The following is a 22,990-nucleotide window of genomic DNA, read 5'->3' as shown; positions in this document are numbered from 1 at the left end:
CGATGGCGGGGCCGGCGGCGACAGGGGCCGCGTCAGTTGCCGGCTTCGAACCACTTCTGCACGAGCTTGTCGTAGGTGCCGTCCGCCTTGAGCTTGGCGAGGGCGGCGTTCAGCTCCTTGGTGAGCTCCGGCAGGTCCTTGCGCACGGCCATGCCGTATTCCTCGACGGTGAGCTGCTTGTCGAGCACCTTCACGGTCGGCCGGCTCTTGGCGAAGAGCTTGGCAGCGGGCTTGCCGGTGACGGCGGCGTCCACGCGGCCAAGCTCGACCAGCATGAACATCTCCTGGTTCTTCTCCACCTCGGTGCGCTCGACCTTGGGGAAGTTCTCCTGGAGGTAGCTCACGGACTTCGTGCCGACCTGGACGGAGACCTTCTTGCCCGGCAGGTCCTCGGGCCCCTTGATGCTCGTGTTGTCCTTCTTGACCATGATCACGAGGCCGCCCGGATAGTATGGATCCGAGAAATCGACGACCTTCTTCCGCTCGTCGGTGATGTAGATCGCCGACACCGCCATGTCGAAGCGCTTGGCGACGAGGCCCGGGATGAGCCCCTTGAAGTCGATCGTCGTCCACTCGACCTTCTTGTTCATGACCTTGGCGGCAGCCTCGACGAGCTCGATGTCGAAGCCGGTGAGCTTGCCGTCCACCTGGAACTCGAAGGGCATGAAGGTCGCGTCGGTGGCGACCTTCAGCGTGTCGCCGGTCTGGGCCTGCGCCGCGCCGATGCAGGCGAGCGCGCCCACGAGGCCAAGTGCAATCTTGCGAAGAAACGTCATCTGGTGCTCCTCCCTTGCCGAGCAGGCCAACGTCACATCCAAGCCGATGTCAGCTTCTGGCGAGGCGCCGGGTGATCTCCCCCGCCGCCGCCAGCGTTTCACGAATGAGTTCGTCAGAGCGGGCGCCGACGCGCACGCTCGGCACCATGAGGCTGATGCCGCATTCAAGCCGCCCGCCCGACGAGAAGACGGGGGCGCTCACACCCCAGACTCCCGGATCGACCTCGCCCTCGCTCTGGGCGTAGCCGCGGGCGCGGATGGCGCCGAGCTCCTCGACGAGGGCGGCGCGGGCCGCCTCGTCGCCCGCCATGAGCCGCGCCAGGATCTCGTCGCGCACGGCGTCCGGCAGATGCGCGAGCAGCGCCTTGGCCGAGGCGCCGCGCACCAGCGGCTGCGAGCGCCCCTTGCTGAAGGAGCAGCGCAGCGAAAGCGGGCTCTCGATCATCTCGAGGCAGAGCACATCCATGCCGACGGCCTTCATGAGGCCGACGCTCTCCTGCGTCCTGATGGAGAGGCGCTGCATCTCCGGCAGGGCGACGGCGAGGAGATGCGACGAACGGTCGAAGTTCCAGGCCATGCGCAGGCAGATCGGCCCCGGACCGTAGCCGACGTCACGGCCGAGATCGGCGACGAAGCCGCGCTCCTTGAGGAGCGCGAGATGCCGGTAGGCGCTGCTGAGCGGCAGGCCGGCGCGCTCGCCCACCTCCTTGGCGGACAGGGGCCCGGCGGCGGTGGCCACCGCAACCAGGACATCCAGAAGCCGCTCGCTGCTCGACATGATCCCCGCCGGTTTCTCAACTTGGACGTTTGTATTATCGTAATGTGGGAATAACAAGCCGAAACTTGAGAAAATAATGGCGTCGCCATCGGCCTGTCGCCGCACGGCCGCTTCGCGGCGTCCGGGGTGACGGTCGGAGGTTCAGGCGGGCGGCTGCTTCCGGAGGAGAGGCTCGCGCTGGAGCCACCCACGGTCGTCCCTCGCGCGGCCTTGTGGGTTTCGGCGACCGCGGTCGCGCAGCGGCGCGAGGAGTGTTAAAGGGGCCGGCGGCGCCGGTCGCGCGCCTCCTCCGTCAATCACCCGCAGGGACATGGAATGAAGGTTGGCATCGACATGGGCACGACGTCCGCGGGGGCGCCGGCCATGCTCGATCTCGAGGAGCTCCTGGCGACCCGCCTGCTCGTCCAGGGCAATTCCGGGTCCGGCAAGTCGCATCTCCTGCGCCGCCTCATCGAGCAGAGCGCGCAATGGGTGCAGCAGGCCGTCATCGACCCGGAGGGCGACTTCGTCACGCTCGCCGACCGCTTCGGCCATGTCGTCGTGGATGCGGCGCGCACCGAAGCGGAGCTGACGCGCATCGCCGGCCGCATCCGCCAGCATCGCGTGTCCGTCGTGCTCAATCTCGAGGGGCTCGACGCCGAGGAGCAGATGCGATGCGCCGCCGCGTTTCTCGGCGGGCTCTTCGACGCCGACCGCGACCACTGGTACCCGCTGCTCGTCATCGTCGACGAGGCGCAGCTCTTCGCCCCCGCGGCGGCCGGCGAGGTCTCGGACGAGGCGCGCAAGGCCTCGCTCGGCGCCATGACCAATCTCATGTGCCGCGGCCGCAAGCGCGGGCTGGCCGGCGTCATCGCCACCCAGCGCCTCGCCAAGCTCGCCAAGAATGTGGCGGCGGAAGCCTCGAACTTCCTGATGGGCCGCACCTTCCTCGACATCGACATGGCGCGCGCCGCCGACCTCCTCGGCATGGAGCGCCGGCAGGCGGAGATGTTCCGCGACCTGCAGCGCGGCCATTTCGTGGCGCTCGGCCCCGCCCTGTCGCGCCGTCCGCTGCCACTGCGCATCGGCCCGGTGGAGACGAGTGCCCGCTCGTCGAGCCCGAAGCTGATGCCGCTGCCGGACAAGCCGCCGGAAGACGCGCGCGAGCTCATCTTCACGCCGGGAGAGGACGAGCCGCCGCGCGTCGTCCCGCGCCGTCCGCCGCCGCCCGTCCCCACCTCCGACATCCTCCGGCAGGTCGGCCGCCCCCGGCCCGTGCTCATCCCCCTGCCCGCCGCGCCCGCGGAACCGCCTGCGCCGGCCATGTCCACGGAGGAGCGGGAGGCCGCGATCGCGGCGATCCTGCGCGAGATCCTGGACGACCCCGACGCCTCCTTCCGCTCGGTGGCCGTGCTCTACCAGGATTTCCTCGTGCGCTGCCGCATCCGCCGCGTCAGCGGGGAGGCGCTCGACCTGCCGGCCTTTCGCCGGCGGCTCGCCGTGGCGCGGGCGGGTGTCGACACGCGCACGGCCGAGAGCAGCGCCTGGGAGCGGGCGGTGGCAATCTCGGCCTCGCTCTCCGACGACATCCAGGGCGTCTTCCTGCTCGTCGCCCAGGCAGCGGTGGCGGGGGCGCCCTGCCCTTCCGACGCAGCGCTCGCGCGCGCCTACGGCAGCCGCTCGCCCGGACGCGCCCGCCGCCTCCTCACCTATTTCGAGGAGCGCGGCCTCCTCGTCTGCCGCACCGACTTCCGCGGCAACCGCGTCGTCGCCTTCCCCGACCTCGACTGCGAGACCGCCCCGGGCGACCCCAGCGCCCCGGACGAGGCGCAGCCGGGAACGGTCGCCGACGAATCGCCGGCGGCCGGTGCCTGACGCGCGTCGCGGCCCTCAGGCGGCCTCGCTCGCCGCATTGCGCCGCCGCGCCGCCTCGCAGCGCTCGGCGTAGACGCGCCTCAGCCCGTCCTCGATCGCCGCCGTCAGGGTCTCGACCAGGAAGTCGATCGTGACGCGCACGGCGGGCAGGAGGCCCCGGCGCGAAGGAAAGACGAGATGCGCCACGCCGGTGGCGCCGCCCCATTCCGGCAGCACGGCCTCCAGCCGGCCCTCGGCGAGCGCAGGCGCGCAGACGCTCTCCGGCATGAGCGCCACGCCGAGGCCCGAAAGCGCCGCCCCCAGCAGCACGTCGAAGTCCGAGCACATGAGGCGCGGCTCGTGCTCGAGGCGCTCCGTCCGCCCCTCCGGGCCGATCAATGTCCACACGTCGCTGCCGCGCTCGTTCATGCTGAGCGTCTGGTGGCGGGCGAGGTCGGCGACGGCTTCGGGACGGCCGTGAGCGTCGAGATAGGCGGGGCTCGCCACGAGCATGATCCGGCTCCGGCCGAGCACGCGCACGACGAGGTCTGCATCCGTGTCGAGGCGGTCGCGGACCCTCAGCGCGATGTCGACGCCCTCCTCGATGAGGTCGACCCGGCGATTGCTGATGAGAAGCTGCACGCGCACGCGCGGATGGGCCTGCATGAAGCGCGGCAGCACGGGGGCGATGAGGCCCTGCGCCAAGCCGGGTGGGCAACTGACGCGCACGAGGCCGCAGGGCTCGGCGCGCCGCCGCTCGACCGCCTCCGCCGCGGCCTCCGCCTCCGCCAGCATGGCGCGGCAGTGGCGATAGACGTCCTCGCCGATCTCGGTCACGGCGAAGCGGCGCGTCGAACGCTGCAGCAGGCGCGCGCCGAAATCCTCCTCGAGGCGCGCCACGCGGCGGCTGAGCGTCGACTTCGGCAGGCCGAGCGCCCGCGCCGCCGCGGCGAAGCCGCCGTGCGTCACGACGGCGGCGAAGAGGGAGAGATCGTTGAGGTCGGGCATGGCGCCATCGTTCCATCGTTGGAACACCGAGATGCTCGGTTGCGATCTTATCCATCCGGCGTTGCGGATCTAGCTCCATGAAGACGACGGCGCGGCCCCCGTCCGGCGCCGCACACCACTCCCGGAGGTATCCCATGCAGCTCCTGCACATCGACTCCAGCATCCTCGGCGACGGTTCCATCTCCCGCAGCCTGAGCGCGGCCGTCGTCGCCGAGTGGCGCCGCCAGGCGCCGGACGTCGCCGTCACCTACCGCGATCTCGCCGCAGAGCCGATCGCTCATCTCTCCTCGGCCCATTTCGCCGCGCGCGCGACCGAAGCGGCCAAGCGCAGCGCCGAGCAGCAGGCGGAGATCGATGCGAGCGACCGTGCGCTCGCGGAGTTCCTCGCCGCCGACGTCGTCGTCATCGGAGCGCCGATGTACAACTTCAGCATCCCGAGCCAGCTCAAGGCCTGGATCGACCGCCTGGCCGTGGCGGGCAAGACCTTCCGCTACACGGAGAAGGGGCCAGAGGGCCTCGCCGGCGGCAAGAAGGTTATCGTCGTGTCCTCGCGCGGCGGCGTCTACAGCGCCGGCTCGCCGCTGGAGGCGATCGACCACCAGGAGCGCTACCTGCGCAGCATCTTCGGCTTCTTCGGCATTTCGGACGTCGAGTTCGTGCGCGCCGAGGGCGTCAACCTCAGCCCCGAGCACAAGGAACAGGCCATTTCGGCCGCGCGCCGGTCGATTGCCGAGAACGCGGCCTGGGCGGCCTGACTGCAGGGCGGTGCCTGCCGCCCGGATCAGGCATCAGTCCGGCGTGGTGGCGATGACGTGGATGAACGAGCCACTGACCCGGCCGGCCACCTGGCCGGCCGGGCCGAGGTCGTTGCCGTAGGCGTCCGTGACGCGGGCGAGCGGTGCGGCGCCGCCGGCCGCGACGATGCTCGCATAGTGGAACTCGTGGCCGCGCGCCCGCGTGCCACGCCGCCCGAGCGGCGTATCCGCCAGGAGCTCCACGGCGCGATAGCCGAGATGGAGCTTGCGCTCCGCAAAGCTCGTGGCGAGCGGCAGGAGCCCCGCCATGCGATGCGTCACGCCGGCCGCATCCTCCAGGGTCTCGCCCAGCACCATGTAGCCGCCGCATTCGCCATGCACGGCGCCGCCGGCCGCAAAGGCGGCGAGGCCGCCGAGGAAGCGCCGGTTGGCCGCGAGCCGGCCGGCGTGCAGCTCGGGATAGCCGCCGGGCAGCCAGCACATGTCGCAATCGGTGGGCGGCGCCTCGTCGGCGAGCGGCGAGAAGGGCACGATCTCCGCCCCCGCCGCCCGCCAGCCGGCGATGACGTGCGGATAGACGAAGGAGAAGGCCGCATCGTCGGCGAGCGCGATGCGCCCGCCGGGTGGCGGCACGGCGGCGCGCGACGGGGCCGCCTGCGGCAGGGCCCGCGTCGGCGCGGCGAGGCGGCGCACGGCACCAAGGTCGACATGGGCGGCGACGAAACCGGCGAGGCGGTCGAGGTGATCGTCGAGCGCCGCCGTCTCGCGCGCCTGCACGAGGCCGAGATGGCGCTCGGGCAGGGAGACGGCGCCTTCGCGCGGCAGGGCACCGACCACGGTCAGGCCGAGCGCCTCTATCGCCGCCGTCACGAGCCGGCGATGCCGCTCGCTGCCGACCTTGTTGAGCACCACGCCGCCGATGCGGATGCGCGGGTCATAGCGGGCGCAGCCGAGGGCGACCGCCGCTGCCGACTGCGACTGGCCCGACACGTCGATGACGAGGAGCACCGGCCAGCCGGTGAGCGCCGCGACGTCCGTGCTCGCACCCGTGCGCCCCGCCGCGCCCGGCACGCCGTCGAAGAGACCCATCAGCCCTTCGGCGATGACGAGGTCGGCCCCGGCCGTTCCCAGCGCGACGAGCGCAGCGATCAGATCGTCCTCCATCGCCCAGCTGTCGAGATTGACGCCCGGCCGGCCCGTGGCGCGAGCGTGGAAGGCGGGGTCGATGTAGTCCGGCCCGCATTTCGCCGCCGCCACGGCGAGCCCGTCGCGCGCCAGGGCGCGCATGAGGCCGAGCGCGACGGTCGTCTTGCCGGCGCCCGAGCGCGGCGCGGCGACGAGGAGGCCGGGGACGGTGGGCAACGTCATCGTTTTCCTCCCACGGCGCCGCTCTCGGCCTCGATCTGGGCGGCGAGCCCGCGGAGCTTCGCGCGCAGCCGCACGATGGAGCCGATGGCGACGATGGCGGGCGCGCCGAGCCCGGCGGCCGCTGCATCCGCGACCGCGCGGCCGAGCGTCGTCTCAAGCACGCGCTCCTCGGCCGTTGTCGCCGCGGCGACGACGGCGAGCGGCGTGTCCGCGCTCATGCCCCCCGCCATCAGCTCGGCAGTGATGTGCGGCAGGTTCTTCATGGCCATGTAGAGCACGATGGGCTGGCCCAGCCTGGCAAGCGCCGCCCAGTCGAGATCGGCGGGGCCGCCGTCGGCGGTGTGGCCGGTGGCGAGGACGAGCGCCTGGTTGGTGCCGCGCGTCGTCGCCGGGATGAGGGCGGCGCCCAGCCCGCCGAGGCCGGCGGTCACCCCCGGCACGAGGCGGAAGGGCACGTGCGCCCTGACGAGCGCCAGCGCCTCCTCGCCGCCGCGGCCGAAGACGAAGGGATCGCCGCCCTTGAGCCGGAGCACGCGCAGGCCCTCGCGCGCCAGAGCGATGAGGCGCAGCGTGATGTCGGCCTGTCTCGGCGAGGGCTTGCCACCGCGCTTGCCGGCATATTCCAGGCGCGCCTCGGGGCGGGCGAGCTTGAGCACACGCTCGTCGACGAGGGCGTCGTAGACGATGACGTCCGCCGCCTGCAGGGCATTGAGGGCGTGCAGCGTCAGGAGGCCCGGATCGCCGGGCCCGGCGCCGACCAGCCAGACCTCGCCCGGCCGAAACGGCGGGGTGAGCGATGCGAGCGCCGGCCGACTCATCGCCGAACCTCCCTCCGAAGGTGACCGCCGAACGTGGGAACGCTACAGAAAGATGCATGGACGAGAAGGCACCGCAACGGCCGCTCCGCCGCGGATGGACGACCGGCACCTGCGCCGCCGCCGCCGCGCGCGCCGCCTACGAGGCGCTGGTGACCGGCCGCTTTCCCGATCCCGTCCCCGTCAGCCTTCCGGGCGGCGAGCGCCCGGCCTTCGCGCTCGCCCTCGAAGAGCGGGGCGGGGGCTGGGCGAAAGCGGGCATCGTCAAGGACGCGGGCGACGACCCGGACGTGACGCACGGCGCGCTCGTCCTCGCGACCGTCAGCCACGGCCCGCGGGGGACAGGTGTCACCTTCCGCGCCGGGCCGGGCGTCGGCACGGTGACGCGCCCCGGCCTGCCGCTGCCGCCGGGCGAGCCCTCCATCAATCCGGTGCCGCGCGCCATGATCCGCACGGCCCTGCGCGAGGTGGCGGAGGCGACGGGCGCCACGGGCGACGCCATCGTCGAGATCGCCATACCCGGCGGCGAGGCGCTCGCCCGCAAGACGCTCAACCCCCGCCTCGGCATCCTCGGGGGGCTCTCCATCCTCGGCACCACGGGCATCGTCGTGCCCTTCTCCTGCGCGGCGTGGATCCACTCGATCTACCGCGGCATCGACGTGGCGCGCGCCGTGGGGCTCGACCACGTCGCCGGCGCCACCGGCTCCACCTCCGAGGCCGCGGTGCAGCGCCTGCACAGCCTTCCCGAACAGGCGCTCATCGACATGGGTGACTTCGCCGGCGGCATGCTGAAGTACCTGCGCCGGCACCCTGTCCCCCGCGTCACCATCGCCGGCGGCTTCGCCAAGATGACGAAGCTCGGGCAGGGGCTGCTCGACCTTCATTCGCGCGCCGGGGAGGTCGACCTCGCCTGGCTCGCCGAACGCCTCGCCGAGGCCGATGCGCCGGCCGGCCTCGTCGCCCGGGCGGCCCGCGCCAACACGGCCCTCCAGGTGCTGCGCGAGGCCGCGGCCGAGGGTCTCGCCGTCGGCGACATCGTGGCCGGGCACGCCTGGCGCACGGCGGCGAAGGTGATCGCCGGGACGGGCATGGCGCTCGAGATCACGGTGTTCGACCGGGACGGCCTGCTCGTCGGCCGCAAGGATTTCACGCCGGCTCACTGATCCATCCCCCGGAAGCGGCGCAGGTAGTGGGCGCCGTAGAGCGCGCTGTCGGCGAAGTCGCGCGCCGCGAGCGCCGGCCCGACGAGGATCGTCGCCGTGCGTTCCACCGGTCGTTCAGCCATGCGGCCGACGATGTCGGCGAGCGTGCCGGTGACGATCTGCTCGTCCGGCCAGCTCGCCCGCGCCACGACGGCGACGGGGCACTGCGGCCCGTAATGCGGCGCAAGTTCCGCCACCACGTCTGCGAGCACGTGAATGGAGAGGTGGATGGCAAGCGTCGCCCCGGTCGCGGCAAAGGCCGCGAGCCTTTCCTTCTCCGGCATCGCCGAGGCACGGCCGGGCGTGCGCGTCAGCACGACCGACTGGGCCACCTCCGGCAGGGTGAGCTCGCGCTTCAGCGCCGCAGCGGCAGCTGCGAAGGCCGGCACGCCGGGCGTCACGGTATAGGGAATGCCTAGCGCCTCCAGCCGGCGGATCTGCTCGCCCATGGCGCTCCAGATGGAGAGGTCGCCCGAATGGAGCCGCGCCACCTCGAGCCCGGCCTCGTGCGCCGTCCTGCATTCGGCAATGATGGCGTCGAGCGACAGCGGCGCCGTGTCGACGAGGCGCACGCCCGGCGGGCACCAGGACAGGATCTCGCGCGGCACCAGCGAGCCCGCATAGAGGCACACGGGACAGCGCGCCACGAGGTCGCGGCCACGCAGGGTGATGAGGTCCGGGGCGCCCGGACCGGCGCCGATGAAATGCACGGTCATGGACCGTCCCCTTGCGCGAAGGCACAGGTCGCTTTCGCCGTCGCCACGCGCGGCCGGATCAGGCGCGCCCCGGGCCCGGCGGCGGCGAGCGCCACCGCTTCGGCGACGGAGGGAACGCCATATGCCGCCTCGCTCCGCGCCGAGCGTGTGAGGCAGCCGTGGGCTGCGGCCTGCATGGCGGCCGTCGGGACGGCAAGCACCGGGCAGCCCAGGTCGGCCGCCAGGGCGCCGGCCGCCCCCTTCCCCGCCTTCGCCTCCGGCACGGCGAGCGCGCCGACCTCGGCTTGCGTGAGCGAAGCCCGTCCGAGCGCCATCGCAAGCACCGCCGCGAGATCGGCGGCGGTGGCGTCCTTGCGAAAGCCGAACCCCGCCACGATCACGGCTTCACCACGCGCCACTGCGTCACGGGCAGGGCCGGCCGCCAGGCGAAGAAGGAGCCGAGCGGCTCGGCCCGCTGCAGCTCGAGGCGGGTGAGCTCGCCGCCGTGGCTGCGGAACCAGGCGGCGAGAAGCGCCTCGGTCTCCAGGGTCACGGCATGGACGACGAGGCGCCCGCCGGACGGCAGCGCCTGCCAGCAGGCCTCGAACACGCCCGGCCGCGTCGCACCGCCGCCGACGAAAACGGCGTCGGGGCGCGGCAGGCCGTCGAGTGCGCCCGGCGCCCGCCCCTCGACGACGGCGAGATCCGGCACGCCGAGATGGGCGGCGTTGCGGGCGATGCGGGCGGCGCGCCCGGCTCGCGCCTCGACGGCGACGGCGCGCAGGGAGGGATGGCGCAGGAGCCATTCGATGCCGACCGCGCCCGAGCCCGCGCCGACATCCCACAGGGTTTCGCCGAGACGCGGCGCGAGCGCGGAGAGGGCCACGGCGCGCAGCTCCCGCTTGGTGATCTGCCCGTCGTGCTCGAAGAACGCGTCGTCCAGCCCGGCGGCGAAGGGCAGCACGAGGGCGCCCGGCGCAGCCACGACCTCGATCGCGATGGTGTTGAGGGCCTCGACCGCGTCGAGATCGAAGGTCCCTGCCGTCGCGGCACGGATGCGCTCGCGCGGGCCGCCGAGGCATTCGAGCACCGTGAATCGCGACCCGCCGAAGCCGTGCGCCGTCAGATGGCGCGCGAGCTTCTCCGGCGTCGTGCCGTCCCACGACAGGGCGAGAAGGCGGGCGCCCGGCTGCAGATGCGGCACGATGCGCTGAAGCGGCCGACCGTGCAGGGTGAGACAGGCGACATCGGCGAGCGGCCAGCCGAGGCGCGCGGCCGCGAGGCTGAAGGCGGAGGGCTGCGGCAGGCAGACGAAGGCGTCGGGGCCGACGAGGGCTGCGAGCTGCTTGCCGATGCCGTAGCAGAAGGGGTCGCCGCTCGCGAGCACGCAAACCGGCCGGCCGCGGCGCGCGAGGATTGCGGGAAAGGCGCCGTCGAGCGGGCTCGGCCAGGCGAGCGTCTCCCCCCGCACGAGCGCGGCGGCGAGGGCGAGATGGCGGCGGCCGCCGACGACGAGCTCCGCATCGCCGAGGAGGCGCCGCGCCGCCTCCGACAGGCCGGCGACGCCGTCCTCGCCGATGCCGACGATGGACAGCCAGCGGCCGGCCGGTCCATGGTCCGGCGCAGCATCCGGCAGGGGATTGGACCGTTCGCGCATGGCCTCGCTCATCGCCTCTCCATCGGCCTCACGCATCCTCGTCCTCGGCGGCACGACGGAGGCCGGCCGGCTCGCGGCGGCGCTCGCGGCGCGACGGGAGATGGCCGCCATCCTGTCGCTCGCCGGGCGCACGGCCGAGGCCGCGCCCTCGGCGCTGCCGCGCCGCATCGGCGGATTCGGCGGCATCGAGGGGCTCATGCGCTGGCTCGCGGCGGAGCGGATCACGGCCGTCGTCGATGCGACGCATCCCTTCGCCGCGCGCATCTCGGTCAATGCGGCGGCGGCCTGCGCCGCGCTCGGCCTGCCGCTCGCCCGCCTCACCCGGCCGGCCTGGACGCCGCAGCCGGGCGACCGCTGGCAGGAGGTTGCCGATGCGCGTGCGGCCGCGCTCGCCCTCGGCGCGGCGCCGCGCCGCGTCTTCCTCACCGTCGGCCGGCTGACGCTCGACGCCTTCACGGTCGCGCCGCAGCACCGCTATCTCGTGCGCACCATCGACGCGCCGGATCCCCCGCCGGCCCTGCCGGACCTCACCCTCGTCACGGCGCGCCCGCCCTTCACCGCCGAGGCCGAGACGGCGCTCATGCGCGAACATGCCGTCGAGGTGCTGGTGACGAAGAACTCGGGCGGCGCGGCGACCGCCGGCAAGCTCGCGGCCGCACGCGCCCTCGGCCTGCCGGTCGTCGTCATCCGCCGCCCGGAAAAGCCCGCGGCTGACACCTTCCTCACCGTCGAGGCGGTGCTGGCGTGGCTCGAGGCTCATCGCCCGCCTCCGTAATGACGGGGGGTGTAGACCCAGGCGCCGCCCCCCGCGCGCGCAACGAGCCGGGTCTCGGACGAACCGACGATGATCATCGTCGCCATGTCGGCGGCAATGTCCGTCACCTCTGCGAGGGTCGCGAGCGTCACGCGCTCGTCCGCGCGTCCGACGGCGCGGGCGAAGACGACAGGCGTCCCCGCGTCGCGGATCTGCCCCAGGACGGCGAAGGCCTGCGCGAGCTGCTGGGGCCGCGCCCGCGACACGGGATTGTAGAGGGCGAGGACGAGATCGGCCTCGGCGGCGAGCCGCAGCCGCCGCTCGATCACCTCCCACGGCTTCAGGTTGTCGGAGAGGGAGAGCGCGGCGAAGTCGTGGCCGAGGGGCGCGCCGACGCGGGCGGCGGCGGCGAGCATCGCGGTGACGCCCGGCTCGACGCGCAGGTCGAGCCCGCGCCAGGCAGGATCGCCCGTCTCGACCGCCTCGAAGACCGCCGCCGCCATGGCGAAGACGCCGGGATCGCCCCCCGAGACCACGGCGACCTGCCGGCCTCCGGCGGCGAGCGCGAGGGCGTGGCGGGCGCGCTCCAGCTCCACGCGGTTGTCGCTCGCGTGCCGGCGCTGGCCCGGACGGTCGGGCAGCCTGTCGAGATAGGGGCCGTAGCCCACGAGGTCGGTCGCCTCGGCAAGCGCCGCCGTGGCGGCCGGCGTCGTCCAGGCGGCGGGGCCAGGCCCGAGGCCGACGACGGTGAGGCCCCCGCTCACGGCCGCCTCCCCTCGCCGGGCACCAGCACGACGGAGAAATAGGGCGCCTCGTCGTCCTCCTTCTCGCTCAAGGGCAGCACGCGCTCGCCGTGCATGGTGCCGCGCTCCACATAGACGGCGCGCTCGGTCAGGCCCGCCTCGGCGAGGGCGCGGCGCACCTTGGGCAGGTTGCGGCCGAGCTTCATGACAACGGCGGCGTCGGCGTCCCGGAGCTTGGCCGTCAGGCGCTCGGCCGGCAGCGTCGCCGGCAGCACGGCGAGCGCGTCATCGCCCCAGGTGATGGGCACGCCGGCGCGCGTCCAGCAACCGGACATGCCGGTGACCCCGGGCACGATCTCGACGGGGAAGCGCCCGACGAGCCGGCGCCACAGATGCATGAAGGAGCCATAGAAGAAGGGATCGCCCTCGGCGAGCACGGCGACGCTGCGCCCGGCGGAGAGCTCGTCCGCGAGCTGGGCGCAGGCGGCCTCGTAGAAGGCCGCGAGCTCCTCGCGATAGACCGGATCGTGGGGCGGGCGCTCGGTTGTCATCGGATAGTGGAGCGGCAGTTCGCGCCGCCCCTTCGGCACGAGGTCGCCAACGATGGTGCGCGCCGTGCCGGCCCCGCCCTTCTTGGCGAAGAAGGCGACGACGTCCGCCGCGCGGATGACCGCGACGGCGCGCAGGGTGAGATAGTCGCGCTCGCCCGGCCCGACGCCGACGCCGTAGAGCGTGCCGCCCGTGATGGGACCGAGGCTCATTCGCGGTCGCTCGCCAGGGCGTTGACGGCGGCCGCGGCCATGGCGCTGCCGCCCTTGCGGCCGCGCACGACGAGATAGGGCACGCGCCCGTCGGCGACGAGCGCCTCCTTCGATTCCGCCGCGCCGACGAAGCCGACCGGCACGCCGATGACGGCCGCCGGCCGCGCCGCCCCGGCGTCGAGCATCTCGAGCAGGCGGAAGAGTGCCGTCGGCGCGTTGCCGATGACCACGAGGGAGCCGGCGAGGCGATCCCTCCACAGCTCCATGGCGGCGGCGGTGCGCGTGTTGTTGAGGCGGCGCGCGAGTTCCGGCACGGCCGGATCATCGAGCGTGCAGACCACGGCGTTGTCAGCCGGCAGGCGAGAGCGGGTGATGCCATGCGCCACCATGCGGGCGTCGCACAGGATCGGCGCGCCGTGCCGGAGCGCCGCACGCGCGGCCTCGGCGAAATCGGGCGACATGACGACGTCGTCCGCCACCTCCACCATGCCGCTCGCATGCACGATGCGCACCGCCACGCGCTCCTCCACCGGCGTGAAGCGGGCGAGGTTCGCCTCCGCCCGGATGATGGCGAAGGAGCGCCGGTAGATCTCGTCGCCTTCGCGGATGTAGTCGCGCGGGTCAGTCATCTCGTTCCCGTCCAAAGAGCGCCGCGATGTCACGATCGGCGATGCGGCGCAAGGCCTCGGCGGCACCCGTCCCGCCCGATCCGCCGGCGAGCTGCGCGGCAAGGCGCCCGAAGCCCGCGATGATGGCGGCAGGCGGCGCCCGGAACAGCGGTGCGGCGGTCGCATCGGCGTTCCTTGCGAGGCCGTAGCGGCCCGCCTCGCCCGTGAGCACCAGGGTCGCCGGCCGCTGCCGGGCGCAGCCCTTGCCGCAGCCGGAGACGTGCAGCGTGACGCTGCCGTCGAACAGCGCCGCGGCGGCGCGGGCGATGGCCCCGGCGTCGGCGTGGGTCACCGTCGTCGCCTGCTCGCAGGCCGGCGCGCCCGGGCAGGCGGCGATGGCGAGGCGCGGGTCCCGTGCGTCGACCACGAGGCCGAGGTCCCGTCCCGTGGCCAGCATCGCCTCGACATCCGCCCCCGCCGGCACGGGAAGGAGGAGGAGGCGCCACGGCGTCAGGCGCAGCTCGCCCGTGCCGCGCTCGGCCGCAAGGCGCGCGAGCGCCACAAGCGCCTCGCTGCCGATGCGGCCGTAGGCCAGCCCGAAGCCGACGGCACAACAGCCGTCGCCGAGAGCGAGGACTCCCGGGTACAGCGCGCCTGCTCGCCGCGACGGCACGGCCGCGAGCGGCGCGAGCCCGGCCGCCTCGGCGACGCGCGCGCGCAGGGCGGGCGGGATCTGCCGCATGCGCCGCGCCGGCTCCGGCGAAGACGGGCGCAGCGCCAGGAAGGCCTCGCCCAGCGCTGCGGCCGCCGCAGGCAACGCGTCGCGCGCGCAGGCGCCGACCCAGTCGATGCCCTCGGCCGTCTCGAAGCCGACGGCCCAGGCGGCCTCGCCATCGCGCGAGACGGCGCGGAAGCGCACGTCCGCCGTCACGTCGTCCATGGGGCAGAAGCCACCGTCGTCGATCAGCCAGCCGAACTTCGGCGGCAGGGCATGGAGCGCCGGCGTGCCGGCGAGGCAGCGCTCGAGGGCGGCGGCGTGGGCGAGCCCGTCGGCGAGCGCCGCCGGGTCGAGGCCGGCGAGCGGGCCGACGAGCACGTTGCGCACGGCCTCGGCCGCAGGGTGCGCATCGAGAAGGCCGAGGCGGGCGAGTTCGGCCTGGACCGGCGCCAGGGTTTCGGCGCCGACGCCACGGATCTGCAGATTGGCGCGCGCCGAGAGATCGAGGGCGCCGTTGCCGTGGCGGCGCGCGAGATCCGCCACCGCCGCCGCGACCGGGGCGGCGAGGCGGCCGCCGGTGAGGCGCAGACGGACGAGCAGGCCGTCGCCCGTACGCATGGGCGCCAGCGCCCCCGGGCAGCGGCCGCGGCGCAGGGAGGCGAGCGGGCCGCTCATGATGCCCTCCCCCGCTCCGGACCGAGCGCTTCGGCGAGCCGCGGCGCCACCGAGTTGCGCCGCGTCACCCACAGGCCGCGGGCGAGCGCTTCGTCGAAGCGGCTGGCGATGGCGCGCGCCGCACCCGGATTGGCGGCACGCAGGGTGCGCCACACCGCCTCGTCCGCCACCCAGGCGTCGAAGACGGCCTCGAAGGCCGCACTGCCCGCGGTGTCGCTCGTCGCCGCGAAGGCATAGAGCGCGTCGAGGCCCTGGGCGAGTTCCGCCGCCCCGCGGAAGCCGTGGCGCATCTGGCCGGCGATCCAGCGCGGATGGGTGAGGCGGCCGCGCACGAGGCGGGCGATCTCCTCCGCCACGGTGCGGGCGCGCGGTGCGTCCGGCCAGCTCGTGTCGAGATGCAGGAGGGCGGGGGCGGCGCCGAGCGCCGCCGCCGCCGCCGCAAAGCCGCCAATGAAGTCGGCCGCGCCGTCACCGTCAAGAATGTCCCGCTCGCGGTCGTCCTGCGCGTGCACGAGGGCGTCCGCCCGCCGCACCCGCTCGCGGAAGGCCTCCGCCGCCGCGCAGCCCTCGCCCCTTCCGGCATAGGCGAAACCGGAGGCCGCGAGATAGGCCTCGCCCAGATCGGCGCGGCAGTCCCAGCGCCCGTCAAGCGCTGCGACAGCACTGCCCGCACCGTAGGCGCCCGGTGCGCCGCCGAAGACGCGGGCGAGGTCCTCGCCGCGACGGCGGGCAGCGGCGAGGGGGTTGAAGGCGTCGTCCTCGTCGAGGGCCGCGACGGCGCGCACCGCCTGATCGAAGAGGGCGATCTGGGCGGCGAAGGCGTCGCGGAAGAGGCCGGAGATGCGCAAGGTCACGTCGATGCGCGGGCGGTCGAGCCGCGCCGCCGGCAGGACCTCGACGCCGGTGACGCGGTTCGACGCGTGGTCCCAGACCGGGCGCACGCCGAGGAAGGAGAGCGCCTGGGCGAGGTCGTCGCCTCCCGTGCGCAGCGTGGCCGAGGCCCACAGGTCGAGGAGGAGGGCGCGCGGCCAGTCGCCGTGATCCTGCAGGTAGCGCCGCAGCACCTCGGCGGCGGCGCGCTCGCCGACGAGGGCCGCCGTGCGCGTCGGGATGCTGCGCGGATCGACGGTGGCGAGATTGCGCCCGGTGGGCAGGACGTCGAGCCTGCCGCGCGTCGGTGCGCCCGCGGGCCCAGCCGGCACGAAGCGGCCGTCGAGGGCGGCAAGCAGCGCCCGCCGCTCGGCCGCGGCGCAGGCGTCGAGCCGCGCCGCGAGCAGGTCGGCCGGCGTCCCAGGCGCGGCGGCCGCCAGGGCGGCGAGCATGGCCTTCCGGGCCTCCGGCGGCGGCGGCTCGCCGAAGACGTGCAGACCGTCACGGATGGCGAGCTCCTTCAGGTCGCAGAGCCAGGCGTCGAGGCGCGTCACGAGGGCGTCGTCGTCCTCCTCCCCGGCGCCGCATTCGGCGGCGAGCCCGCTCGCCCGGGCCTCCGCCACGATGGCCGCCTTCAGGTGGCGCTGGCGCTGCCGGTCGAGGCCGTCGGCGACGGCATATTCGTCGAGGAGGCCCTCGAGCGTGGCGGCGGCGCCGTGCAGGCCGGCATGGACGAGCGGCGGCGTCAGATGGCCGACCGTGACGGCGGCGATGCGCCGGCGCGCCACCGCCGCCTCGCCCGGATTGTTGACGATGAAGGGGTAGACGACGGGCAGTGGCCCCGCGAGCACCTGCGGCGCGCAGGCGGGCGAGAGCGCCGCCGCCTTGCCGGGCAGCCACTCGAGCGTGCCGTGCGTGCCGAGATGCACGAGGGCGTGGGCGTCGAACTCCGCGCGCAGGAAGGCATAGAAGGCCGCGTAGGCATGGCGAGGCGGCAGCGTCGGATCGTGATAGTCCGCCTTGCGGGCGGCCACCCGGCCGCGGTCGGGCTGCAGCGCGACGACGACGTTGCCGGCAGTGAGGACGGGAAAGCGGAAGGCGCCGTCGACGAGCGCCGGATCCTCCTCCGGCGGCCCCCAGGCCGCGGCGAGCGCCCGCCGGAAGGGCTCGGGCGTCTCGTCGAGCCACTGCCGGTAGCGTGCGAGCGGGACGGCGGCGGTCTCGGCGCCTGCGGCGAGGCGGGCGAGGGCGCCGTCTGCGGCCAGCCCCGGCCCGATCGCGTAACCCTCCTCCCCGAGCCAGCGCACGATCCTGGCCGCGCTTCTCTCCGTATCGAGGCCGACGGCATAGCCGGCGCGGCCCTCGCGCGAGGGATAGTCGGAGAGGACGAGGGCGATGCGCCGCTCCCGCCGCGGCGTCTCGGCAAGGCGCAGCCAGGCGGCGGCGCGGTCGGCGATGAGGGCGACCTGCGCGTCGTCCGGCACATGCTGGACGGGCGCGAATTCGAGCGCCGGATCGAAGGTCCGCTCGCCCTTGAAGGACACCGGCGTCGTGCCGATGCGGCCGTCGAGCTCCGGCAGCACGACGTTCATGGCGAGGTCGGCCGCGCCGAGGCCGCGGGCGCTCTCGGCCCAGGCATCGCGCGAGGCGCCGGCGAGCACCACCTGCAGCACGGGGCAGTCGGCCATATCGAGCACGGTCGTGCCGTCGTCGCGGCGCGCCGAGAAGGCGGTGGCATTGAGCACGATGCGCGGCCGCCGGCGGAGGAGGAGCCGCTCGACCTCGGCCGCCGCCGCGGCATCCTTGAGGCTTGGGACGTAGAGGCAGACAGGCTCCATGCCGCGGGCGGCAAGCGCGGCGGCAAGCGCCTCGATCGGCGCCGTATCGCCGGCGAGGAGGATGGAGCGGTAGAAGACGACGAGGGCGACGGGCCGGGTCGCGCGGGCCGCCACCATCGGCTCACCAACACCGGGATCCCACACCCCCGCAGCCGGCACGGGCCGCGGCGGGGCGACGGCAAGGTCGGCGCCGAGCTCGGCCGCGATGCGCCGCAGGGCCTGCCGCAGATTGTCGACACCGCCGGCGCGGGCATAGGCGTCGAGCTCGGTGCAGAGCGCCGCATCGGCAGTGCACAGGGCCTTGAGCCGCGGGTCGGGCCGGTCGTCGCCGGCAAGCGCCACGAAGGGGATGCCGCCCGCCCGGCAGGCGCGTGCCATCTCGGTGAGGCCGTAGCGGTGATAGTCGAGGCCGCCGAGGCAGCGCACGAGCACGAAGCGGGCGCTGGCGACCACCCTCTCGACATAGAGATCGACCGAGAGAGGGTGGCGCAGGCGCTGGAGATTGGCCAGCCTGAGGCTCGGCAGCACGGCGCGGTCGCGGGTCCAGGCCGCGGCGAAGGCCGACAGGTCGGTGTCCGTGAAGGACAGGATGACGATCTCCGCCGGCGAGTGGCCGAGGTCGACGGGCGCTTCCGCGGCGTCGAGCCCGACCGTCGTCACCGGCAGGAGATGCATCGGCCCGCTTCCTCAGGTGGCGAGGGCGGCCGCGATGGCGGCCCGGTCGAGGCCGCTGCGACCGATGACGACGAGGCGGCTGCGGCGCGCCTCACCGGCGGCCCAGGCGCGGTCGAACTGCTGCTGGAAGCGCGCGCCGACGCCCTGCACGAGCAGGCGCATGGGCTTGCCGGCGACGGCGAGGAAGCCCTTCATGCGCAGGATGTCATGCGCCTCGGCGGTCCGGCGCAGGCGCGCCACCACCGCCTCGGGGTCCGCCGTTTCGGGAAGCTCGACGACGAAGCTCTCGAAATCGTCGTGATCGTGCTCCTCCTCGTCATCGTGGTGGGAGGGGCGCGCTTCGAGATCGGCCTCCGCCGCGGCCCCGAGGCCGAGGAGGATCCTGGGCTCCACAGCGCCGTTGCGCGTGGCGAGGACCTTGACGGCGCGCGGCACGACGGCGCGGATGTCGCGCTCCACGGTGTCAAGCGTCGCCTCGTCCAGGAGATCGGCCTTGTTGAGGAGGATCATGTCGGCGCAGAGGAGCTGGTCCTCGTAGACCTCCTCCAGCGGATTGTCGTGGTCGAGGCTCGCGTCCTCGGCGCGCTGGGCGGCGAGGGCCTCAGGATCGTCGGCGAAGCGCCCGGCGGCGACCGCCGGGCCGTCGACCACGGCCACGACGCCGTCGACCGTGACGCGGGAGGCGATCGCCGGCCAGTTGAAGGCCTTGACCAGCGGCTTCGGCAGGGCGAGGCCGGAGGTCTCGATCAGGATGTGCTCGGGCGCGTCCGGCCTGCCGATGAGGCTCTCGAGCGCGGGCACGAAGTCGTCCGCCACGGTGCAGCACAGGCAGCCGTTGGCGAGCTCGACGACGTTCTCCTCCGGGCAGCTCGCGATGCCGCAGCCCTTCAGGATCTCGCCGTCGATGCCGACATCGCCGAACTCGTTGACGATGACGGCGAGCCGCCGGCCGTCGGCGTTCTGCAGCACGTGGCGCAGGAGGCTCGTCTTGCCGGCGCCGAGGAAGCCGGTGACGATGGTGCAGGGGACCTTGCGCAGGCTCATGAAGGATCTCCGAAGGACCGGAAGCCGAGCGGCGGCACGCGGGCGACGACGCCCTTGCGGAAGGCCTGCGGCCGCTCCTTCCAGGGAATGATGCCGTTGTCCGTGGCGGCGAAGCTCTTCGCCGCGGCGAGGATGTCGTCGGCATGCGCCTCGGCGTCGAGGTCGCCGACGAGATAGGTCCACTTGCCGCCGCCCGAGAGGGCGACGGTGCAGGGTCGCGAGCAGACGGCCAGACACTCGACGGGTGTGACGACGACACCGGTCGCCGCCCCGCCCGCGAGCCTCTCCTCGAGGGCCGCGACGAGGGCGCGGCCCGGCTCGTCGAAGGCGCGCTCCCCCTCCCCCGTCCGCCGCCGGCAGGCGACGCAGACGAAGATGGTGACGTCGGATCGCTCGCTCACGGCGCTCTCCCGACCGCTGGGTCCGGTGGATGGGAGCGGGATCGGGCGCCGGACCTGCGTCCGCTGCGATCGATCCCGCTCCGGCGCGGCAGGCCGCCGTCAGGCCGCCACGCGCCGGGCAAAACGGGTCCAGATAAGGCCGACGGCAAGCCCGGTGAGGAGCCACAGGGCCGCCTGCACGGCGAGCGACCTGGCGGCGAACTGCGCCGCGAGCTCGGCCGGCACGCGGCTCTCGAAGCCGGCCGGATGGGGCGCCCCGACGGCGTGCGGCGCGACGAGCAGGAGGGCGGCGAGTACCTTCGCCCAGGCCGCCTCCGTGCGCAGGAAGAGCCACAGGGAGGCGGCGGTGGCCACGGCCGTCGCCACCCACCAGGCCTGGCGGGCAACGAGCGGCCCGGCCGCAGCGCCGGGGAGTTCGGGCGCGAGGCCGAGCGCCGGTGCAAGGCCCGTGGCGAGGAAGGCCGCAGCCGCCCAGGCGAGCGCCCGGCGGGCATCGATCTCGTCTCCTGCCGCGATCATGCCGGCGAGCAGCACGAGGGCGAAGCCGATGGCCGAGACGACCGTGGTCAGCCCCGTGAAGAAGGTGCGCGCCAGCCCGTCCTCGGGCTTCCAGCCCTCGGCTTCGGCGCCCGCCACCGGCTCGTGGCCCGTGTGGGCGAGCACGATCCTCGCGCCGCCGAAGTCGGGGCCGGCGAGGGCCGCCGTCTTGCCCGCCGTCTCGTAGGTTTCCGCCGCCAGAATCAGCGGTGTCGTGGTGAAATGCTGCAGGACCGCCACCGCAAGCCCGGCAACGAGGCCGGCCAGAAGGCCGACCACGAGCACGCGATTGAGCATCGCCGGCTCAGTGGCAGGGGTAGCTGAGGGCGTGGCGCGTGTCGTGCGCCGCGTTGTGGATGGCCTCGGGATGGGCGAAGCCCGAGACGAAGACGAGCGCGGCGCCGATGAAGAAGGCGACGAGCGCGACCCTGAGCGCCTCGGCGCGCGTCCTGGCGCTGGCGGTCTTGGCGCCGGCAATCGACAAACCAGTCATTTCGACCTCCTTGGCCGCCCCACCGGCGACCCTGCGGGTACAATCTCCGACGGCAGGTCTCCTGGCTCGCGGGTCGCTGCCTGGCACCACCTTCCCGGATCCCGAGGATCCAGTGGCTTTTCTCGGCACCAGGCTCGCCGCTCACAGTTGCGGGGGCAGCTCCGGTCTTGGGCGCGAGGCCCGCACCGGATTCCCTTTTCACCTCACAGAGGACCGTCGCTCTCTCGTTTGGGCGTTTCGCCGCGGCAAGTCAATGCCGCCTTCGTCGAGCACAAGTGCGGAAACGCCGGCACCAACCGGTTTCCCTTGGCCGCGCGCCTCGACAGGAGACCGTTGACGCTCCGTCCCGCCTCCCCTATCATTCCAGAATAAAGATCTAAATTACATAATAATGTAATATCCGCAGAGGGGGGATGTCATGTCGCCTTTGAAATGCGCGCTTCTCGTCGGTGCCGGGCTCGCCGCCCTCGCCGCAGGCCCCGCCCTTGCCCAGCAAAAGGGCGGCGTCGTCAATGTCGCCACCGTGGGCGAGCCGCCGACGCTCGACCCGATGGTGTCCACCGCCGACCTCGTGGGCATCATCACGCAGCACGTCCTCGAGACCCTCTACACCTTCGACAAGAACTGGAAGGTGACGCCCCTCCTCGCCGAGAAGCTCCCGGAGATCTCGCCCGACGGCAAGGTCTACACGATCAGGCTGCGGACCGGGGTGACGTTCCACGACGGCAGCGACATGACGGCGGAGGACGTGGTCGCCTCGTTGAAGCGTTGGACGCAGGTGGCCTCGCGCGGCAAGCAGACGGCGGGCAACATCGCCGCGATCGAGGCCGTCGACCCGGCGACGGTGCGCATCACGCTCGTCGCGCCCTATGCGCCGCTCACCGCGCTGCTCGCCTTCAACAACTCGGCCGCCGTCATCCTGCCGGCCGAGAAGCAGGACAATCCCATGAAGGAGCCGGTCGGCACCGGCCCCTACAAGCTCAAGGAGCGCAAGCCCGATCAGTACATCCAGCTCGTGCGCTTCGACGGCTACAAGTCCTTGCCCGGCGAGCCGGACGGCTACGGCGGGGCCCGCAAGCAGTATCTCGACGAAATCCGCTTCGTGCCCGTGCCCGATGCCAACACGCGCATCGAGGGCGCGCTGTCCGGCCAGTACGACTATGTCGACGCCCTGCCGGTCGAGGCCTTCGACCGCCTGAAGGGGCAGAAGGCGACGGAGCCCGTCCTGCTCAAGCCGTTCGGTTGGCCGGTCTTCGTCATGAACACCAAGCAGGGTCTGACCGAGAGCAGGGACGTGCGGCTCGCCGTGCGCTCCGCCCTCAACATGGAGGACATGCTGGCGGCCGCCTTCGGCAACAAGGAGTTCTTCGCCCTCGACGCGGCCATGTATCCGAAGTCCTACGTGTGGAGCACGGACAAGGGCACGGAGGGCGCCTACAACGTCGGCGATCCGGAGAAGGCGGCCGCCCTCCTCAAGAAGGCGAGCTACGACGGCAAGCCGCTGCGCATCCTGACGAGCCGCCAGTACGAGTTCCACTACAAGATGGCGCAGGTGGCGGCCGAATATCTCAAGGCCGCGGGCTTCAAGGTCGACCTGCAGGTCGTCGACTGGGCGACGCTGACCCAGCGCCGCGCCGACCCTGCGCTGTGGGACATCTACATCACGCACAGCCCCTTCCTGCCGGAGCCGGCGCTCATCGGCATGCTGTCGACGAGCGCGCCCGGCTGGTGGGACACGCCGCAGCGCAGGGCCGTCGTCGACGCCTTCAACAGCGAGGCCGACCCGAAGAAGCGCGAGGCGCTGTGGGGCGAGGTGCAGAGGGTGATCGCGGCGGATGTGCCCTTCATCAAGATCGGCGACTTCAACGCCCTCTCGGCCAAGGCGCCGAAGCTCGAGGGCGTCGTGCCGGCCCCGTGGCCCTATTTCTGGAACGCCTCGCTCAAGAAGTAGGCGCCCGCCCCTTACCCGCATCTGCGCCCCGGACA

22 protein-coding genes and 1 riboswitch are annotated in these 22,990 nt (G+C 73.4%); of the genes, 5 read left to right on the top strand and 17 right to left on the bottom strand.

Features of this window, described 5'->3' with window-relative positions:
• Positions 1 to 32: 32 nt before the first annotated feature.
• Together QNA08_RS11450 and QNA08_RS11445 are read right to left on the bottom strand one after the other, a co-directional pair.
• Positions 33 to 776, bottom strand: a complete 744-nt coding sequence (locus QNA08_RS11450) for a glutamine ABC transporter substrate-binding protein (RefSeq protein WP_283740841.1) — start codon at positions 774 to 776, stop codon at positions 33 to 35.
• 49 nt (positions 777 to 825) lie between these two features.
• Entirely contained in the window at positions 826 to 1,554 is a 729-nt protein-coding gene (locus QNA08_RS11445; RefSeq protein ID WP_283740840.1) for an IclR family transcriptional regulator, read from the bottom strand.
• 315 nt (positions 1,555 to 1,869) lie between these two features.
• Between QNA08_RS11445 and QNA08_RS11440 the strand changes: the two genes are divergently transcribed.
• A complete protein-coding gene (locus QNA08_RS11440) occupies positions 1,870 to 3,408 on the top strand; it encodes a helicase HerA domain-containing protein (protein ID WP_283740839.1) in 1,539 nt (512 codons plus the stop codon).
• A gap of 15 nt (positions 3,409 to 3,423) precedes the next feature.
• On the opposite strand, the gene QNA08_RS11435 is transcribed toward QNA08_RS11440, so the two are convergent.
• Entirely contained in the window at positions 3,424 to 4,395 is a 972-nt protein-coding gene (locus QNA08_RS11435) for a LysR family transcriptional regulator (RefSeq protein ID WP_283740838.1), read from the bottom strand.
• A 134-nt stretch (positions 4,396 to 4,529) separates the two neighbouring features.
• On the opposite strand from QNA08_RS11435, the gene QNA08_RS11430 reads away from it, so the two are divergent.
• A complete protein-coding gene (locus tag QNA08_RS11430; protein ID WP_283740837.1) occupies positions 4,530 to 5,150 on the top strand; it encodes an FMN-dependent NADH-azoreductase in 621 nt (206 codons plus the stop codon).
• A 33-nt stretch (positions 5,151 to 5,183) separates the two neighbouring features.
• Here QNA08_RS11430 and QNA08_RS11425 read toward each other — a convergent pair whose 3' ends face one another.
• Positions 5,184 to 6,512 (bottom strand): cobyrinic acid a,c-diamide synthase CobB, encoded by a 1,329-nt coding sequence (locus tag QNA08_RS11425; RefSeq protein ID WP_283740947.1) that lies wholly within the window; start codon positions 6,510 to 6,512, stop codon positions 5,184 to 5,186.
• Positions 6,513 to 6,514: 2 nt separating this feature from the next.
• On the bottom strand, positions 6,515 to 7,336 hold the full coding sequence (cobA, locus tag QNA08_RS11420; protein ID WP_283740836.1) for a uroporphyrinogen-III C-methyltransferase: 822 nt from the start codon (positions 7,334 to 7,336) through the stop codon (positions 6,515 to 6,517).
• Between the two features lie 56 nt (positions 7,337 to 7,392).
• Here cobA and QNA08_RS11415 point away from each other — a divergent pair, with 56 nt between their 5' ends.
• Entirely contained in the window at positions 7,393 to 8,496 is a 1,104-nt protein-coding gene (locus tag QNA08_RS11415) for a cobalt-precorrin-5B (C(1))-methyltransferase (protein WP_283740835.1), read from the top strand.
• Here the strand turns inward: QNA08_RS11415 and cobM are convergent.
• The 3 genes from cobM to cbiE are packed head-to-tail and all read right to left on the bottom strand — an operon-like array spanning position 8,490 to position 10,887.
• A complete protein-coding gene (gene cobM / locus QNA08_RS11410; protein WP_283740834.1) occupies positions 8,490 to 9,251 on the bottom strand; it encodes a precorrin-4 C(11)-methyltransferase in 762 nt (253 codons plus the stop codon). The two genes, QNA08_RS11415 and cobM, sit on opposite strands and share 7 nt — an antisense overlap.
• Entirely contained in the window at positions 9,248 to 9,625 is a 378-nt protein-coding gene (locus QNA08_RS11405) for a cobalamin biosynthesis protein (RefSeq protein WP_283740833.1), read from the bottom strand. Before QNA08_RS11405 ends, cobM begins: the two co-directional genes overlap by 4 nt.
• Positions 9,626 to 9,627: 2 nt before the next feature.
• Positions 9,628 to 10,887, bottom strand: coding sequence for a precorrin-6y C5,15-methyltransferase (decarboxylating) subunit CbiE (cbiE, locus tag QNA08_RS11400; protein ID WP_283740946.1), 1,260 nt, complete (start codon positions 10,885 to 10,887; stop codon positions 9,628 to 9,630).
• Between cbiE and QNA08_RS11395 the strand changes: the two genes are divergently transcribed.
• Complete coding sequence (locus QNA08_RS11395; RefSeq protein ID WP_283740832.1) at positions 10,886 to 11,662, top strand: cobalt-precorrin-6A reductase; 777 nt, start codon at positions 10,886 to 10,888, stop codon at positions 11,660 to 11,662. The genes cbiE and QNA08_RS11395 overlap by 2 nt on opposite strands.
• Here QNA08_RS11395 and cobJ read toward each other — a convergent pair.
• The 9 genes from cobJ to QNA08_RS11350 all read right to left on the bottom strand — a co-directional run bounded on the left by cobJ (position 11,644) and on the right by QNA08_RS11350 (position 21,004).
• Entirely contained in the window at positions 11,644 to 12,405 is a 762-nt protein-coding gene (gene cobJ / locus QNA08_RS11390; protein WP_283740831.1) for a precorrin-3B C(17)-methyltransferase, read from the bottom strand. The genes QNA08_RS11395 and cobJ overlap by 19 nt on opposite strands.
• The gene (locus QNA08_RS11385) at positions 12,402 to 13,145 is read right to left on the bottom strand and encodes a precorrin-2 C(20)-methyltransferase (RefSeq protein WP_283740830.1); all 744 of its coding nucleotides are present in this window, start codon (positions 13,143 to 13,145) and stop codon (positions 12,402 to 12,404) included. Before QNA08_RS11385 ends, cobJ begins: the two co-directional genes overlap by 4 nt.
• Positions 13,142 to 13,774: a precorrin-8X methylmutase gene (locus tag QNA08_RS11380; protein ID WP_283740829.1), complete on the bottom strand. Its 633-nt coding sequence runs from the start codon at positions 13,772 to 13,774 to the stop codon at positions 13,142 to 13,144. The genes QNA08_RS11385 and QNA08_RS11380 overlap by 4 nt, the downstream gene beginning before the upstream one ends.
• Complete coding sequence (gene cobG, locus QNA08_RS11375; RefSeq protein ID WP_283740828.1) at positions 13,767 to 15,146, bottom strand: precorrin-3B synthase; 1,380 nt, start codon at positions 15,144 to 15,146, stop codon at positions 13,767 to 13,769. Before cobG ends, QNA08_RS11380 begins: the two co-directional genes overlap by 8 nt.
• Entirely contained in the window at positions 15,143 to 18,529 is a 3,387-nt protein-coding gene (gene cobN / locus QNA08_RS11370) for a cobaltochelatase subunit CobN (protein ID WP_283740827.1), read from the bottom strand. The genes cobG and cobN overlap by 4 nt, the downstream gene beginning before the upstream one ends.
• 12 nt (positions 18,530 to 18,541) lie before the next feature.
• Positions 18,542 to 19,573, bottom strand: coding sequence for a cobalamin biosynthesis protein CobW (gene cobW, locus QNA08_RS11365; RefSeq protein WP_283740826.1), 1,032 nt, complete (start codon positions 19,571 to 19,573; stop codon positions 18,542 to 18,544).
• Positions 19,570 to 19,974, bottom strand: a complete 405-nt coding sequence (locus tag QNA08_RS11360; protein ID WP_283740825.1) for a DUF1636 family protein — start codon at positions 19,972 to 19,974, stop codon at positions 19,570 to 19,572. Before QNA08_RS11360 ends, cobW begins: the two co-directional genes overlap by 4 nt.
• Before the next feature lie 99 nt (positions 19,975 to 20,073).
• On the bottom strand, positions 20,074 to 20,808 hold the full coding sequence (locus QNA08_RS11355; protein ID WP_283740824.1) for a CbtA family protein: 735 nt from the start codon (positions 20,806 to 20,808) through the stop codon (positions 20,074 to 20,076).
• A gap of 7 nt (positions 20,809 to 20,815) precedes the next feature.
• Positions 20,816 to 21,004 carry a CbtB domain-containing protein gene (locus QNA08_RS11350; protein WP_283740823.1) on the bottom strand — a complete coding sequence of 63 codons (189 nt, stop codon included), beginning with the start codon at positions 21,002 to 21,004 and terminating at the stop codon, positions 20,816 to 20,818.
• Between the two features lie 34 nt (positions 21,005 to 21,038).
• A riboswitch (cobalamin riboswitch) is annotated at positions 21,039 to 21,237 on the bottom strand.
• Positions 21,238 to 21,422: 185 nt separating this feature from the next.
• Here QNA08_RS11350 and QNA08_RS11345 point away from each other — a divergent pair.
• Entirely contained in the window at positions 21,423 to 22,955 is a 1,533-nt protein-coding gene (locus QNA08_RS11345; protein ID WP_283740822.1) for an ABC transporter substrate-binding protein, read from the top strand.
• The last annotated feature ends 35 nt before the right edge of the window (positions 22,956 to 22,990 follow it).

This window comes from Chelatococcus albus, assembly GCF_030067675.1.
In the GTDB taxonomy this organism is placed as follows: domain Bacteria; phylum Pseudomonadota; class Alphaproteobacteria; order Rhizobiales; family Beijerinckiaceae; genus Chelatococcus_A; species Chelatococcus_A albus.
Note: the sequence above shows the minus strand (reverse complement) of the source record. Positions and strands in the feature narration are given on the sequence as shown.